We start from the raw sequence: 15,374 nt of genomic DNA, 5'->3' as shown, positions 1-15,374 counted from the left end.
AGAAACTGCGCTAGCGTCTTCTAAAATGCGGCCAAAGAGTCGCGCATAGAAGGGGAAACGGCTTGAACACCGAGATTCTACATTCCGAGGCGTTCTCGAAGAAAGGGCAAAAGCGAACACGGCGAAGCCTGTTTGAAGCCTTTCTCTCCGCCTGCAAAACGCATGGGGCGAAGACTGAGATTGTCACGGATGGAGACGGCACGAAGTTTACCTATGAGAAATTGCGGCAGGCCGCCTTTGCGCTCTCTGCGCCCCTTCGGGACCGGACTAATAATAATGATAATATCGGAATTTTCCTTCCGACAGGGGCCGGGGCCGTGATTGCATTTCTGGCGATACATGCGGCGGATCGTAACCCAGCCATGCTTAATTTCTCCGCAGGCATAAAGAATCTTAAAGCGGCTGTTCAGACGGCACCCTTGAAAACAATTCTGACTGCACGAAAATTCATTGATATTGCCGGATTATCTGCGCTTATAGCGGAACTCTCTGAGGTCGTAGAGATTATCTATCTTGAGGATTTAAAAGAAGAGATTGGGCTGAAAGGAAAGATGCGGGCCATCATCGGGCCAATCCTACCGCAGCTCTTTATGACACATGATTCGCCGGATGATCCGGGTGTCGTGCTCTTTACTTCTGGAACGGAAGGCAATCCAAAAGGTGTTGTCTTGAGTCACGCCAATATCCTCGCCAATATTGAACAGATCGAAGAACATGTGAAATTGGAGCCGACGGATATTTTCTTCAACCCGCTGCCGACCTTTCACTGTTACGGCCTGACGGCAGGGACGCTCTGGCCGATTTTCAGCGGTCATCCTGTTGTATTGCATCCATCTCCACTTCAGACAAAGACGATTGCAAAACGGATATTTAAGACGAAATCGACCGTGCTGTTCGCGACGGACACATTTCTTCAACAGTATATGCGGGCCAGTGCGGATGGTGGCCTGAACTCTCTGAGGATCGCTGTGTGCGGGGCGGAGCGCGTGCGCGAGGAGACGCGCAAGACGGCGGAGGAGCGTTTCTCCTTCGAGGTCCTGGAGGGTTACGGCGTGACGGAATGTGCACCCGTCCTCGCCGCGAACCAACCAGGCGATATTCGCGCCGGGACTATCGGCAAAATGCTGCCTGGTATTGAAACACGGATTGAGCCTGTTGAAGGTCTGAGTGAGGGCGGACGCCTCTGGGTGAAGGGACCCAATATCATGAAAGGCTATATCCGTCCTGAAAATCCGGGCCAGATTGAAGAATTGAACGAAGGTTGGCACGATACGGGTGATGTCGTGTCCGTCGACGCGGAAGGCTATTACGTTATTCGCGGGCGATTAAAACGATTTGCCAAAATCGGCGGCGAAATGGTGTCCCTGACCGTCGTCGAAAATTGCGCCTCCGCCGTTTGGCCGGACCATATGCATGCCGCCGCGATTGTGCCGGATAAGCGAAAGGGCGAGCAGATTGTCTTGATTACCGACCACCAAGACCCGGACCGCGGCGAGCTTCTGCGTTGGGCGCAAACGCATGGGGTCGCAGAATTGGCTGTCCCGAAAAAAATTGTCTCCGTCCCAACCGTTCCCGTTCTTGGGACGGGTAAGCTGGATTATATTGCTGTCACCCGCACAGCCAAGGAAGCACTGGGAATTATTGAGCCGGCTTAGAGCGCAAACGGGTCGTCGATAGATTTAGAGAGCGGGGAGAACAGGACGGGTCCGTCTTCGCTCATATAGAGGCAGTCTTCCAACCGAACACCGAATTTGCCCGGAAGATAAATGCCGGGTTCATTAGAGAAACACATCCCCGGTGCCAGCGGTGTCTTTTCACCGCGAACGAAATTGACAGGCTCATGGCCGTCCATCCCGATGCCGTGGCCCAGACGGTGGGTCAGGCCCGGTGTTTTGTAATCAGGACCAAAGCCTTCTTTGGTGTAATAGTCTCGAACAACTTCATCCACGCGTCCTGCTGGCGTTCCGATTTGCGCCGTTTCCAGCGCTAATTCTTGTCCGCGTTTCACGGTGTTCCAGACGCGGCGTTGTTCCGCATTGGCCTCGCCCATGACCCATGTGCGGGAAATATCTGATTCATAATCATGCACACTGGCCCCGCAATCCATCAGGATGACTTCGCCCTCTTTGACTGTATATTCGATTTCACTGCCATGCGGGAAGGAGCTGGACGGCCCAACGAGGGTCATGGAGAATTGGACGGAACCGCCCAATTCTGTCGTCGCTTTACTCATCATCGCGGAGATGTCGTGGCGGGTCATCCCGACTTCGACCATCGGATAGATATGCCGGTATGCGGCCAAGGTAACGTTATTCGCAGTCTGCATCAGTGCGAGCTCAGTAGGGGATTTAAACATGCGACACCCGCGCGTGATGTGCTGACCGGAGACGAGTTTAATGTCAGCATTTTCAGATTTAATGCCCGTAGGAATAAAGTTGCGAACCGTTTCTTCGACAGCAACAGGTTTGTCCAACACCTTGTTCTCATGTAGATAATCTACAATACGTTTGAACGGGGACTCGTCCTCATGCCATGTGCGAACATCGTCGCCGAAGCTCATACTTTCGCGGATGGACGGTTCCTCGAAATAGGGTGTGATGATCGCGAAGCCACCATCGGCAAGAATGACTGCGCCTGTAAATCGCTCGGACCGCCACCAGCGAATACCCGTGAAATAGATGAGAGCGGACCCGGCTTCGACTATTAAAGCGCCAATCCCGCGTTCTCGCATAAGGGTTTGCGCTTTCGCGATACGGGCTTGACGTTCCGTAACTGAGATGGGTTGCGCGTTGGTTGTGAGAGATTTGAGCGTGGTCACAGCAGGGGTCGCGCTTGCGGGTTGCGATGCTTGCTGACATCCAAGTAATCCACTCAGACCAACAGCGCCCGCGCCGACCAGTAGCTCTCGTTTGGATAAAACTGTCATATTACGCCTGCTTTGCCGAATGTGGATTAGGTCGATTTATATTCTTCCATTGTATAAACCAAAGCCGTGCCAATCGCCAAACAGACGAATGTGATAGGAATAAACCATCCGGGATGTTCAAAAGACACGACATTTGCGAGCATAAGCCCCACAAAAAGCGCTCCCATAATAAGGCCCAGATATTTGGATTTCCCGAAGTGAACCGCGACGTTTCCGCCGACAATATTACCAATGCCCAACCCAACGGACGATGCCATGAAGGCTGCGTCATCTGTGAAAAGACGATACCCCAATATGCCTATGAGGGTCGCGAGGAGCGCCCCGGCGATAAAACCTGCCACGGCAGACCGTATGAGCACGCCTCTACCCGACAAGATAACGCTCTGATCGTTTCAAAACCCGCAAACCTAACGCCGCTTGCGTTTATGTTTCGCCCCGCGTGACCGACCTGAACTGGCGGAACGGTGATTGCGTTTTGGCGGTTTACCTTTTTCGGGCTTGCTGACCATTTCGAAAATCAATCCGCCGGTAACCGGAGTTGCTTCTTCGAGTTTCACCTTTATCGCGCGACCGAATTTATAAGTGTCGCCACTCTCCACGCCGACGAGAGCTTTGGTTTTCTCGTTAAAGGCAAAATATTCATGACCGAGTGAGCGAGCGGGGATGAGGCCGTCTGCGCCTGTTTCCTTCAGCGTGATGAATAGGCCGAATTTTGTCGCGCCCGTAATCCGTGCGTCAAATTCTGCCCCGACACGGTCCGCGAGATAAGCGGCGACATAACGGTCTTTCGCGTCGCGTTCTGCGACCATCGCTTTGCGTTCCGTTGCAGAAATATGTTCGGCAATTTCCTGCAAGCGAGATTGGCTTTCTTTGTCCATCCCGTCCTCGCCGAGATCGAATGCATCAATCAGGGCGCGGTGAACGATCAGGTCGGCATAGCGCCGGATGGGCGAAGTAAAATGCGTATAATGCGTCAGGTTCAGGCCGAAATGCCCACCTTTGCCGACACTATAATTGGCTTGGGATTGGCTCCGCAGGACCGCCATACTGACCGTCTCAGACAAGTCTTTCTGTTCAGCCTGTTCCAGCAATTTATTAAACCGCGCCGTGGTCGTCCGTTCGCCAAGTGAGAATTTCAAGCCGAGTGCGGGCAGGAAATCCACTAACCCGCCGAGTTTTTCGCGGGAGGGTTCTTCGTGCAATCGTACAATGCTCGGCGTCTTCTTCTCCGACAGGCTTTCCGCCGCGCAGACATTAGCCTGCACCATAAATTCCTCAATCAGTTTATGCGCGTCGAAACGATCGCGCAGCGTGATCTTGGTGACTTCGCCCTTATCATTCACGTGGACGCGACGTTCGGGCAATTCAATTGCGAGCGGCGCGCGGGTGTCACGGCCTTTTTTGAGTGTTGCATAAGCCGCATAGATATTTTGGAGGATGTCCAGCACGGGTTCCGCCTCATCGCCTGCACGCCCTTCAAACGCGTCCTGTGCCTGTCGATAGGTCAGGCGGGCATGACTGCGCATGATGCCGCGTTTGAACGTGTGGCGTAGCTTCACGCCCGTCTTATCAAACACCATCCGCACGGCGAGGCACGCGCGGTCCTCATGCGGGCGGAGGGAGCAGAGGTCTGATGAGAGTTCATGCGGGAGCATCGGCACGACCGCATCGGGGAGGTAGACGGAGTTCCCGCGCCGCCGTGCGGTCTTGTCCAACTCGCTGCCCGTCGTAACAAAGGCCGACACATCGGCAATCGCGACCCAGCAAATCCAACCGCCCTTATTCTTGCCGCTCTCATCAGGCCGCGCGAAAATGGCGTCGTCAAAGTCCTTCGCATCAACGGGGTCAATCGTGACAAGGGGCAGATCGCGCAGGTCTTCGCGCGGGCCACCGATTTCGGGCAGGGTGAGGGATTTGGCTTCCTCAATCACGGCATCCGGGAATACGGTTTCAATATCGTTTTCGTGGAGGCTGATAATGCTCGCGGATTTTCCGCCGAGAGCCGAGCCGATAATTTCCGTGATTTCTGCCAGACGGAGATCGCCTTGATTTTTCCGGCTCGACCGGAATTTGACGAGGTCCTGATCTTCCGCATCATCCGGTACGCGAACGGGTTTGTAATCGTGGCGCGCTTTCTTTGAAACGGGCTGAATGCGCCACCCGCGTCCGCCCTTGTAAAGAACGCCAAGATTTTCAGTCGGACCCGCGCCGAGCTTTTTCATAACTGAGGCGATGATATCGCCGTTCTCACGAACCTTGATCCGGCAGAGCGCGCGGTCGCCGACACTCAATGTGTCGCGTTGGTCCCGCTTGCCACGCTTGCCGCCCGTCGGGCCTGAGTCGCGAATGAGGAGCTTCGGCGCAGCGCCGTCGCCCTTCCAACTCTCAGGCTCGCCCATCAGGTCACCATCATCCAGGTGGGTGGCTTTGATGACCATGACACCGGGTAGGGCATCGGCCTCGCGGAAGGTCTTGCGGTCGGATTTTTTCAGCGCGCCGTCCTCGACAAGCGTGCGCAGGAGCTGCCGCAATTCGCGGCGGTCATCGCCCTTCACGCCAAGGGCGCGGGCCAGTTTCTTGTTATCGTAAAAGTCAGGGCGTTCTCGAACCGTGTCGAGTATTGTTTTTTTCGTTAATTTCATGGCCCGCATGTCGGCGGTGCGGGGCGAAAGGTCAAGGGAGGCGGAGTGCGCCGCTATGCCATAATATACTATTTATCGTCATTACCGGGCTTGTCCCGGTAATCCATGAGATGCTCGAAAGTTCAGTGTGGATTACCGGGACAAGGGCGGTAATGACGGAAAATGGAAATCAATTATTACTTTTTCACGGCAGGTTTCTTTGCCGGAGACTTTTTCTTAGCAGGCGCTTTCTTCTTTGCAGCGGGCTTCTTTTTCGCCGCTGCTTTCTTCCGCGCTGGTTTTTTCTTCGGCGACTTCGCCTCTTTCTCCGCGATATATTCCAGCGCCATATCGATATTCACATCCTGCGGGTCTTGGCCCTTCGGGATGGTCGCGTTGATCTTTTCGTATTTTACGTAAGGACCATAACGGCCTTCCATGATCTGGACGGGCTTCTCTGTTGACGGGTGTTTGCCGAGGTCTTTGAGGACTTTGGCGGCACTGCGGCCACGGCCCGGATTGGCGATTTTATCGGCGATGCGCGACACGGCGTCATTCATCCCGACCGTGAACATCTCGTCCGGCTCCTTCAAACTGACATAGGTCGTGTTATGTTTAATATAGGGACCAAAGCGACCGAGGGCGGTGATAATCTGGTTGCCGTCTTCGGGATGTTGCCCGATTTTGCGCGGCAGATTGATGAGCATGATCCCTTTTTCGAGGTCCATCGCGTCGGGTGGCCAAGTCTTGGGAAGGCTCGTGCGCTTCGGCTTTTTCTCGGTTTCCATCTCGACATAGGGTCCGAAACGACCGGATTTCAGGACGATATCTTTTTCCGTTTCGGGATGCTGGCCGAGGACGATGTCCTCAATCGTTTCCTGCTCCTCTCCGCCAAAAGGACGGGTCATTTTACATTCGGGATAGTTGGAACAGCCGACAAAGGCGCCGAATTTGCCGAGTTTTAGCGACAATTCGCCCGTCTCGCATTTCGGACATTTTCGGGCGGGGGTACCGTCTTCCTTCTCGGGGAAGACAATATCTTTCAGCGAGTCATTCAGCGCGTCGAGCACATGCGTCACGCGCAATTCTTTCGTGCCGTCCACAGTCGCGGAGAACTCGGTCCAAAAATTATTGAGCAAGGTCAGCCAGTCGAGGTCACCGGCGGAGACTTTATCTAGCTGTTCTTCGAGATCGGCGGTATAATTATACTGCACATATTTGTTGAAAAATTCTTCGAGGAAGGCCGTCAGCAGGCGTCCCTTGTCTACGGGTGTGAAGCGGCGCTTGTCGAGTGTGACATAGCCCCGGTCCTGCAGAACTTTCAGGATAGACGCATAGGTCGACGGACGGCCAATGCCGAGTTCTTCCATCCGCTTGACGAGGCTGGCTTCTGAATAGCGGGGCGGGGGCTGCGTGAAATGCTGGTTCGCTGCGACGTCGGATTGTTTAACGGATTGTCCGGCCTCAACGGCGGGCAGATCATTATCCGTCTCGTCGCCGTCGTCCTTCTTGGCCTGGGTTTCTTCATAGACTTTCAGAAACCCGTCAAAGCGGACGACTTGGCCCGTCGCGCGCAGGCCCACGGTTTTGGCGCTGTCCTCAATCGTGACCGTCGTGCGTTCCAACTTGGCAGAACTCATCTGGGACGACATGGCGCGTTTCCAGATCAGGTCATAGAGTTTGGCCATATCGCCGGAGAGTTTTAGCGAATCCGGTGTGCGGGCAAAGCTGGTCGGGCGGATGGCCTCATGGGCCTCCTGTGCATTCTTGGCTTTGGTTTTATAAACGCGGTGCTGACCGGGCAGGTACGGTTCGCCATATTCATTCTTGATGGTCGCGCGGCAATCGCTAATGGCTTCGCCGATCATGGAGATCCCGTCGGTTCGCATATAGGTGATGAGACCCGTCGTCTCGCCGCCAATATCCACACCCTCATAGAGTTTCTGCGCTGTGCGCATGGTCTGCGTGGCAGAGAAGCCGAGCTTGCGTGAGGCTTCCTGTTGCAGGGTAGATGTCATGAACGGTGCGGACGGATTGCGTGTGAGGGGTCGGGCTTCGACATTCGTAATAGACAATGAAGCCGTGTCGACGGCGGCTTTTGCCTTCATCGCCAGATCTTCATTATTCAGTGAGAATTTATCCAGCTTGTCACCGTTCAGTGTGACGAGCCGTGCGGGGAAGTTCCCGCCCTTCGCTGTCATCAAGCCCTGCACAGTCCAATATTCGCGCGGGTCGAACCGCTCAATCTCGGTCTCGCGTTCCGTGATGAGCTTCAGCGCAACGGACTGCACCCGTCCGGCAGACCGTGCGCCCGGCAATTTGCGCCAAAGCACGGGTGAGAGCGTAAAGCCCACGAGATAATCCAGCGCCCGACGTGCGAGATAGGCATCGACGAGTTCCTGATCCAACTGACGCGGGTTCGCGATAGCATTGGTGACGGAAGTTTTCGTGATAGCGTTGAACACGACGCGTTCGACAGGCTTGCCTTTAAACGCTTTCTTCTTGGACAGCACTTCCAGCAAATGCCACGAAATCGCTTCACCTTCCCTATCCGGGTCGGTCGCGAGGATGAGTTTGTCGGCATTGCCGAGCGCAACTTCAATATCCTTGATGCGCTTCTTGGACTGCGTATCGACGGACCAGCTCATCGCGAAATCGTTTTCGGGGTCCACGGATCCATTTTTGGACGGCAGGTCGCGGACATGGCCGAAACTGGCGAGGACTTTGTAATCCTTGCCGAGATATTTTTCGATGGTCTTGGCCTTGGCGGGCGACTCGACGATGACGAGATTCATAACAGTCTTCTTGATTTAGGAGCGTCGCGGCATTTGGGGGAGGGACAATATAATGTCAACCGACGCGAAAATGGGAGATGTCGTGACCCCCTACATTCGTACAGTTCTCGCTTGCATAGATGCAATCCTCATTTATACAACTTTTGAACGTGATTAAGTTGAGGGGAAGACCATGGTCGGACAGGACAATACTCAGACAACCCATGCCGCAGAGCCGGCGGCCGCTGCGGGTAAGACCAGCAAGGAAGTGGCCGAATATGTGCTGAACCTGCTCTCGGGTCTCGCCACAATGTCGGACATGGCCGGACATACGCAATTGGCCAGCGATATTGAAGACGTTCTGTCCGGTCACAGTGTCGAGGATTACTGATATCTGATATGCATCTATGTGGCTGCCCGTTAAGTCTGCTGTGTGTATGTATTCCGTCAAGACGTTACGCGGGGTATCTGCGTCACAAATGACGACACGGAAAATATGTCAAACAAAACGCCCATCCAGATCGTTTATGACGGAGAATGCCCGTTCTGTACCCGCTATGCGAAGATGCTTCGTCTCAGGGAATCCTATGATGTCGACCTGATAGACGCGCGCGGCGATCATCCGATTATTGCCGAGATAACGGCGCGGAAACTCGACTTGGACGAAGGCATGGTCGTGAAATTGGACGGACAGTATTTCTATGGCGGTGACGCGGTGAACCGTCTGGCGATCCTGACGGATGAACGTGGGGCGTTTCGCACATTGGGGAAATGGGTGTTTGAGAGTCCGACGAGGAGCAAGTTCCTCTATCCGTTTTTGCGATTTGGTCGGAATACGACGCTGAAGCTTATGGGCTCCAAAAAGATTAATAATATCGCTGAGGATTAACCCAGCGCGACGCGACCATCCGGCTCCACAACAATCTCGCCGTTCAAGTCCATTTCCAAGAGCACGGCATTGACGATGGGTGTCGGCAATCCTGACGCCCTGACAATATCATCTCGCGGCGTCGGTGTGGGTGAGAGCAGGGCGCGAATGACCGGACCGGCTTTGCGAATATCGGCTGCGGCGGCTTGCACATCAAAGCGCGGCGCATCGAATCCGTTGCGCGGCTCCTCCATCTCCAATGTTCTTAGTCCACTAAGAATATTGAGCACATCCTCCGCGCTCTCAATCAAATGCGCGCCCTGCCGGATGAGGCGGTTACAGCCCTTTGTGCGCGGGTCTAGCGGGGAGCCGGGGGCCGCCATGACTTCGCGGTTTTGTTCCAGCGCATAGCGCGCCGTGATGAGTGTGCCCGACCGTTCCGCCGCTTCAATCACCACGACCCCGCGTGAGAGGCCGGAGATAATTCTGTTGCGACGCGGGAAATCGCGGGCTGTCGCGCGGTAGCCGAGCGGACTTTCACTGACGATCGCGCCGTTTTCGCGAATGGCGTGGTAGAGGTCCGTATTGTCGCGGGGATAGATGTGGTCGACGCCCCCACCCAGAACGGCGGCGGTCCCCGTTTCAATCGACGCGGCATGTGCCGCCGCATCAATACCGCGCGCGAGGCCGGAAACGACCGTCTGTCCCGCGCGGCCTAACTCCCCCGCCAGTGTACCTGCAAAGCGTTGTCCAATCGCGGAGGCATTTCGAGACCCGATGATAGCAACGCAAGGTTTGTTGAGGAGGGATGCATCGCCCAAGACAGAAATTACGGGCGGCGGCGGGTCGAGCGCGCGTAAATATCGCGGAAAATCCGGCTCCACGGCGCAAATCAGGCGCACGCCCATTTGATCGGAATACATCATTTCCCGCTCAACCTGCTCATTTGTCGGCACGGAAAGTGGTTTCTTACGGATGAGTGAGGGCAGGGCGTCAATCGCTGTCGCCGCATCGCCATAGCGGTTGATGAGGTCCCGAAACGCGACGGGGCCGACATTGCGAGTCCGGATCAGGCGCAGCCAGTCACGGCGTTCGGTAAAGGAAAGCTCAGGCACGACTTAACTTTGCTCTTTTGTCTTCTTCTGGCCAATCTTGCTTTCCTCACCGCGGATGAGACGTCCCATATTTTCGCGGTGCCGCCAGAGAATAACGACCGCCATAAAACTGGACATGATTGCGGCCGCATTTGGCACGAGGAACCAAGCAGCCGCACTTGCAATCACACAGGCCAGTAAAGCACCGAGTGAGGAGAGACGCGTGATGACAGCCGTGCCCAACCAGACAATCGCGGCGACAATGGCTACGGGCCAAGCCAGCGCAAAGAGACCGCCGAAGAATGTCGCAACACCCTTACCGCCTTTGAACTTCAACCAGACGGGATAGCAGTGTCCAACTAACGCTGCCGCCGCCGCGATATAGCCCAGCGGTGCACCCATATAATGCTGAACCAGCCATCCTGTCAGTCCGGCCTTCGCCGCGTCCAGCAAGAGCGTAATCGCCGCAATATCTTTACGCCCCGTCCGCAAAACATTCGTCGCACCGATATTTCCGGACCCAATCTTACGAATATCGCCCTGACCGGATGCCATAGCGAGGAGGAGGCCGAAGGGGATAGAACCTGCGAGATAGCCGATGACAATTGCGATGAGAGTTTCCATGGGAGTGAAGTGCTATCCGACGGGAAGGGAGTCAACTTTTGTGTTCAAGGTGAGCTTAGGCTTATTTTCCAGGTTCCCATTGTATAGTAAAAGCAGATCTAAGCTGAGTGTCTTAAAACACCCAAAATACGCCGCTGGTAAGGTTTGCTGCTACCCTTGATTCTCTCAGAATTGACTATTCAATACACCTCCAACGCGCTGACGCCAGACACAGAGCGCTGTGGCAATTACCTGCGGGGAAGTAATTCGTCGAGTTATGGATGCAGAACATTGACATTCTCCAATCGGGATATCTACGAAGGCATTCTTCAGCATAGGAAGCCAAAATAATCCACCTCCGCTCCCTAACGAAACGCATCCGTGATCAACTAGGAATATAGGATTTAAGGTGTTGGGCATGGATCGGTAATTTGTATGAAGCTTCCCTGCGTCTTACGGCAAGTCATGGCTATCTCATAGCGCGTTAAAAAACGCTCAAATTGTAACAATTGCAACTCCGTATGGGACTGAATGTCGTCAATATCGGTAATCGTCCCGTCATCTGGCAAAGCCAATTGAGCCTGCATATAAGGCTTGGCCCGCTCTACGCTGGCGGCGGCCTTTTCAAAGATCGGCATACTCGCCAGGTCTCCTCGATACTTTTGGGCATCATTGCCCGCTGAGATCAGTTGCGTGGCGGCTTTTTTGTATAGCTCTCCAAGCGCAGATGTCAGACGCGCATTTTGCTCGGTACAGACTTTTTTAAGGGCCTTAATCCTATCCGCGACGGCTGTGATCTCCTTAGGTTTCATACCATCTGCGGAATCTTCTAGGAAATCGGCCTCATTTGCTGCGCGCTCTTGCTGATCTTGGGCATAGGGACAGCTTGTCATATCCGGCGCGATTAAAGCTGACATGTCCTCGCCAGAGGCGGCCAATTTAACAAAAGCCGGCGCGATAACATCCTCTAAATATCCGGTCACCCTGAAATGGGTATAAAGAGGTTTTGTGCTGCCATCCGGTTGTTTAATCAGTGTTTCCTTTGATTTATCATAGTTGAGATCGTTCAAGGACACGGCCCTCATGACATATTGCAAGATGTCTTTTTTCTGTTTTGGGGTTTGCGCAGCGGCATAGACCCGCAAGAGTAATCCTGCCGCCAGCCCCTGCGCATTGTAACGGTCAGGGCAATACACGCTCGCATCGCGCCCGACTGCAAAGACTTGGTTTGGATCGAGCTGCTGGCCCGCATCAATTTGTAAGGTCATGTTATAGGCGATTTGCTCGACGGTGACCGGACAATTATCGGTGACTTGCGCAGGCGCTCTAACAGGCGAAATAGCCACCGCCATGATGGCCAAGCCCGACAGAATAGAGATTTTACGAAACATGTTAGCCCCTAAATTTTAACCGTTTCACCTTCCTCGACATAGTTCCAAGGCATCAGATTGTCGAGGTCTGAGTGTTTGAAGTCTTGAATATTGGCCAAAGTATGTGTCCGCCAGTTTTGTGAGTTAACTGCGCAAAGTTGAGCGGCTTAAAATCGCTTAAATAAGGACGCTGATCAAATATCAGCTTTTTTAAAACCCCATATAAGAAAACCGCGAATTATTCGGGTGCTTATGCCCAACCTCACGTGGCATCGCACGGCCTTTGGGGCTCGCGATCAATTATGTCATTAAGAAAATTGGAGGTACCACCCGGAATCGAACCGGGGTACACGGATTTGCAATCCGGTGCGTCACCACTCCGCCATGGTACCTCGCGTGGTGGGAGGCCAGCCTATAATCAAACCGCCCGTCGTCCGCAATAGCTGATTGCGGCCTTTGACGGTGGGGGCTATAGCGCTGTCAAATATTGACCCAAGCGAGTCCCTTTAACATGACTGATGCCGTTCTTCCCAGAAACCCGATGCGGGACGCCATGATTGAATCTCAGATTCGCGTGGCCGATGTGACAGATCTGGATATCTTGCGCGCGTTTCGCCAGACGCCGCGGGAGCTGTTTGTGCCGACCTCCAAAAAAGCGCTCGCCTATGCTGACCGCAATATTGAAACGGATGAGGGGCGTATCATGTTGGCCCCGCGTGATCTGGCGAAATTGGTACAGGCTGCGGATATTGAGGCCACAGATGTCGTTCTCGATATCGCCTGCGGGCGTGGATATTCGACGGCCATCCTGGCACAGCTGGCCGATACAGTTGTTGGCCTAGAATCCACGGATGAAGCGGTTGACCGCGCGACAGAGCTTCTTGTGGATATTGATATTTCTAATGCCGCCATTGTTAAAGGTGATTTGAAATCCGGTGCCACCGAACATGGGCCTTTCAACGTTATTTTCGTAAATGGCGCCCTGCCAGTTGTTCATCAACCGTGGTTCTCGCAACTCGCGGATGGGGGACGATTGGTTTGTATCATACAGAACGGGCCAGTTGGTCATGCAACAGTTTTCCGCAAGTCAGGTGAAGCCGTTGGCGAGCGCGTTGTGTTCGACTCCAACGCCTCTTTCCTGCCAGGTTTTGAGCCTAAGCCCGCCTTTACGTTTTGATTTGACCCCTTCAGGACTGCATAGGTGTATTGCTGCAGTCATTAGGTACAATTTAACCGTGATACGATTATAGAGGCTTTAAATCCCGTCTGTGTGTCGAAAGCTCTCTCGTGTCCTTAAAAATCTGTCTTTCTACTCTTCTTATCAGCACTTGCGCTTTGGTTGCTATCCCTGAGACGGCCTCTGCCGAAGATCTGCAATCCGCATTGGTCTCGGTATATAATAAAAACCCGCGACTTCTGGCCGAACGGGCACGCCTGCGCGAGGTCGATGAAAATTATATTCAGGCCCGCGCGCAGGGGCGTTTTACGATTTCTGGAAGTGGCTCTTATTCTAAGGCCTGGATCGAAACTCCGGCGCAGGACAGTTTTTTCGGTCCGCCAGCGGAGGGGACAAATACTGAATATGGCGCGCCAAAACAGGGGGCCGTTCAGGTCGTTCAACCGCTTTATCAAGGCGGGCGGGTTAAAGCCCTGAAGCGTCAGGCGAAACTGGGTATTTTATCCGCCCGCGAAGGTTTGCGGGCACAGGAAAATAATATTTTTACCGCTGCCGCCAATGCCTATGTGGATGTTTTGCGGGACGAAGAGGCCGCCCGTATCCGTCGAAACAATGTCCGCGTTTTGTCCCGCCAGTTACAGGCCGCCACGGATCGTTTCGATGTGGGTGAGGGAACGCGGACCGATATTGCGCAATCCGAATCACGACTCGCGCTGTCCGAAGCAGGCCTTGCGCAGGCCGATGCACAACTCGCCGCATCACGTGCCTCTTATTTTCGGATTGTCGGACGTTTGCCGCGTGATTTGTCTCAACCTCCAGAGTTTATTATACCGCCTACCTTGCAGGACGCCATAACAGCCGCCCGCGATAATAACCCGCAGCTGATGGCCGCTTATTACAATGAAGCGTCGTCCCGGGCAGCGATTGACGTCGCCAAAGCAGCGGGTCGTCCAGTGGTCTCTTTGAATGGTAGCTTATCACGCAGCCGTGATCAGCTTTTAGGATTTAATGAGTCGGATAATGCAGCCCTTACAGCGAATATAACGATTCCGATTTATTCCGGCGGGCAGAACCAGTCTCGCGTCAGACAGGCCAAACACGCCAAGACACGGCTGGCATTTGAGACGCGTGATACGGAACTCGCGGTGGATCAAACTATCACGCAAATTTGGGCGCAATTGGAAGCCGCGCGTATCGTTCTTGACACGTCAGAGCGTCAACAGCGCGCTGCCGAAGTTGCTTTTGAGGGTGTGACACTAGAACAAACGGTCGGGACGCGGACACAACTGGATGTTTTGGATGCGGAGCAGGAAGTGCTGAATGCGCGGCTTTCTGTTGTGAATGCACAGCGTGAACTGAATTCCGCGACTTACAGCCTGCTTTCCACAATTGGCGTATTCGATGCTGAGGGCATTCGCTTGGACGTTGACCGTTATCAGCCGGAACAGAATTTAGATGCCATTTCCTATGACGGTTTGGCCGAAGCGGCTGATGCTTATGTGCCGGAATTCGTTCAAAAGATCGGACGCCAGGTCCCGAATATTGTGAATGATGCGGTTGGTGTGCCGGTGACTTTGATTGGAAAATCGGACCTCGGTGAATCTCTGGATAATTTGGGTGATAGGCTTGGCGGTATTGGTACGGATGCCAAGGAAGCGCTGGATTATATCAGTAATCAGGATCCCGAATATGACCCGCGCCTGCGCACGGATAATCCTGAGATCATCATTGAACCGATTAAGCCGGCATCGGCACCGCCTTACGATCCGCTCTTAGACGGGGATGCGGACGGCGTCGTGGATCCTGAGTTTAAAGTTAAAGACTGATTTTTAAACTTTTCAAAATTCTCCACTGAATTAAGTCGAGGCCCGTCTGGACAAGTCAGACGTGTTGTCTTAACCATTTAGAGATAAATGAGGTTGTCGGGGGACTGCCTTGACG

12 protein-coding genes and 1 tRNA gene are annotated in these 15,374 nt (G+C 53.9%); 5 read left to right on the top strand and 8 right to left on the bottom strand.

Annotated elements, in window-relative coordinates; genetic code table 11:
* Positions 1-62 precede the first annotated feature (62 nt).
* Positions 63-1,655, top strand: a complete 1,593-nt coding sequence (locus tag ACP9M6_RS11280; protein WP_427451157.1) for an AMP-binding protein — start codon at positions 63-65, stop codon at positions 1,653-1,655.
* On the opposite strand, the gene ACP9M6_RS11275 is transcribed toward ACP9M6_RS11280, so the two are convergent.
* From ACP9M6_RS11275 to topA, 4 genes are all read right to left on the bottom strand, one after another.
* Entirely contained in the window at positions 1,652-2,926 is a 1,275-nt protein-coding gene (locus tag ACP9M6_RS11275; RefSeq protein WP_427451155.1) for a M24 family metallopeptidase, read from the bottom strand. The genes ACP9M6_RS11280 and ACP9M6_RS11275 overlap by 4 nt on opposite strands.
* Positions 2,927-2,952: 26 nt before the next feature.
* On the bottom strand, positions 2,953-3,285 hold the full coding sequence (locus tag ACP9M6_RS11270) for a hypothetical protein (RefSeq protein ID WP_427451153.1): 333 nt from the start codon (positions 3,283-3,285) through the stop codon (positions 2,953-2,955).
* Between the two features lie 48 nt (positions 3,286-3,333).
* Positions 3,334-5,568, bottom strand: coding sequence for a ribonuclease R (rnr, locus tag ACP9M6_RS11265; protein WP_427451151.1), 2,235 nt, complete (start codon positions 5,566-5,568; stop codon positions 3,334-3,336).
* A 176-nt stretch (positions 5,569-5,744) separates the two neighbouring features.
* A complete protein-coding gene (gene topA / locus ACP9M6_RS11260; RefSeq protein ID WP_427451150.1) occupies positions 5,745-8,342 on the bottom strand; it encodes a type I DNA topoisomerase in 2,598 nt (865 codons plus the stop codon).
* 172 nt (positions 8,343-8,514) lie between these two features.
* Here topA and ACP9M6_RS11255 point away from each other — a divergent pair, with 172 nt between their 5' ends.
* Positions 8,515-8,712, top strand: coding sequence for a hypothetical protein (locus ACP9M6_RS11255; RefSeq protein ID WP_427451148.1), 198 nt, complete (start codon positions 8,515-8,517; stop codon positions 8,710-8,712).
* A 105-nt stretch (positions 8,713-8,817) separates the two neighbouring features.
* Entirely contained in the window at positions 8,818-9,210 is a 393-nt protein-coding gene (locus ACP9M6_RS11250) for a DCC1-like thiol-disulfide oxidoreductase family protein (RefSeq protein WP_427451146.1), read from the top strand.
* Here ACP9M6_RS11250 and dprA read toward each other — a convergent pair.
* The 4 genes from dprA to ACP9M6_RS11230 all read right to left on the bottom strand — a co-directional run bounded on the left by dprA (position 9,207) and on the right by ACP9M6_RS11230 (position 12,648).
* A complete protein-coding gene (gene dprA, locus ACP9M6_RS11245; RefSeq protein ID WP_427451144.1) occupies positions 9,207-10,304 on the bottom strand; it encodes a DNA-processing protein DprA in 1,098 nt (365 codons plus the stop codon). The two genes, ACP9M6_RS11250 and dprA, sit on opposite strands and share 4 nt — an antisense overlap.
* A 3-nt stretch (positions 10,305-10,307) precedes the next feature.
* Positions 10,308-10,907 carry a glycerol-3-phosphate 1-O-acyltransferase PlsY gene (plsY, locus tag ACP9M6_RS11240; protein WP_427451142.1) on the bottom strand — a complete coding sequence of 200 codons (600 nt, stop codon included), beginning with the start codon at positions 10,905-10,907 and terminating at the stop codon, positions 10,308-10,310.
* 383 nt (positions 10,908-11,290) lie between these two features.
* On the bottom strand, positions 11,291-12,247 hold the full coding sequence (locus ACP9M6_RS11235; RefSeq protein ID WP_427451141.1) for a hypothetical protein: 957 nt from the start codon (positions 12,245-12,247) through the stop codon (positions 11,291-11,293).
* A 327-nt stretch (positions 12,248-12,574) separates the two neighbouring features.
* Positions 12,575-12,648, bottom strand: a tRNA-Cys gene (locus tag ACP9M6_RS11230).
* Positions 12,649-12,767: 119 nt separating this feature from the next.
* On the opposite strand from ACP9M6_RS11230, the gene ACP9M6_RS11225 reads away from it, so the two are divergent.
* Both ACP9M6_RS11225 and ACP9M6_RS11220 read left to right on the top strand, forming a co-directional pair.
* Positions 12,768-13,433 (top strand): protein-L-isoaspartate O-methyltransferase family protein, encoded by a 666-nt coding sequence (locus tag ACP9M6_RS11225; RefSeq protein WP_427451139.1) that lies wholly within the window; start codon positions 12,768-12,770, stop codon positions 13,431-13,433.
* A 110-nt stretch (positions 13,434-13,543) separates the two neighbouring features.
* A complete protein-coding gene (locus tag ACP9M6_RS11220) occupies positions 13,544-15,259 on the top strand; it encodes a TolC family outer membrane protein (protein WP_427451137.1) in 1,716 nt (571 codons plus the stop codon).
* Positions 15,260-15,374 lie beyond the last annotated feature (115 nt).

Origin of the sequence: Litorimonas sp. WD9-15 (assembly GCF_050271975.1) — a bacterium.
In the GTDB taxonomy this organism is placed as follows: domain Bacteria; phylum Pseudomonadota; class Alphaproteobacteria; order Caulobacterales; family Maricaulaceae; genus Litorimonas.
The sequence above is the reverse complement of the archived record's forward strand: the minus strand, read 5'-3'. Positions and strand labels throughout refer to the sequence as shown.

Bases quoted from the DNA above. Each gene is read 5' to 3' on its own strand.
- plsY (WP_427451142.1), bottom strand. From the start codon at position 10,907: ATGGAAACTCTCATCGCAATTGTCATCGGCTATCTCGCAGGTTCTATC.
- ACP9M6_RS11275 (WP_427451155.1), bottom strand. From the start codon at position 2,926: ATGACAGTTTTATCCAAACGAGAGCTACTGGTCGGCGCGGGCGCTGTT.
- ACP9M6_RS11250 (WP_427451146.1), top strand. From the start codon at position 8,818: ATGTCAAACAAAACGCCCATCCAGATCGTTTATGACGGAGAATGCCCG.
- topA (WP_427451150.1), bottom strand. From the start codon at position 8,342: ATGAATCTCGTCATCGTCGAGTCGCCCGCCAAGGCCAAGACCATCGAA.
- ACP9M6_RS11225 (WP_427451139.1), top strand. From the start codon at position 12,768: ATGACTGATGCCGTTCTTCCCAGAAACCCGATGCGGGACGCCATGATT.
- rnr (WP_427451151.1), bottom strand. From the start codon at position 5,568: ATGAAATTAACGAAAAAAACAATACTCGACACGGTTCGAGAACGCCCT.
- ACP9M6_RS11255 (WP_427451148.1), top strand. From the start codon at position 8,515: ATGGTCGGACAGGACAATACTCAGACAACCCATGCCGCAGAGCCGGCG.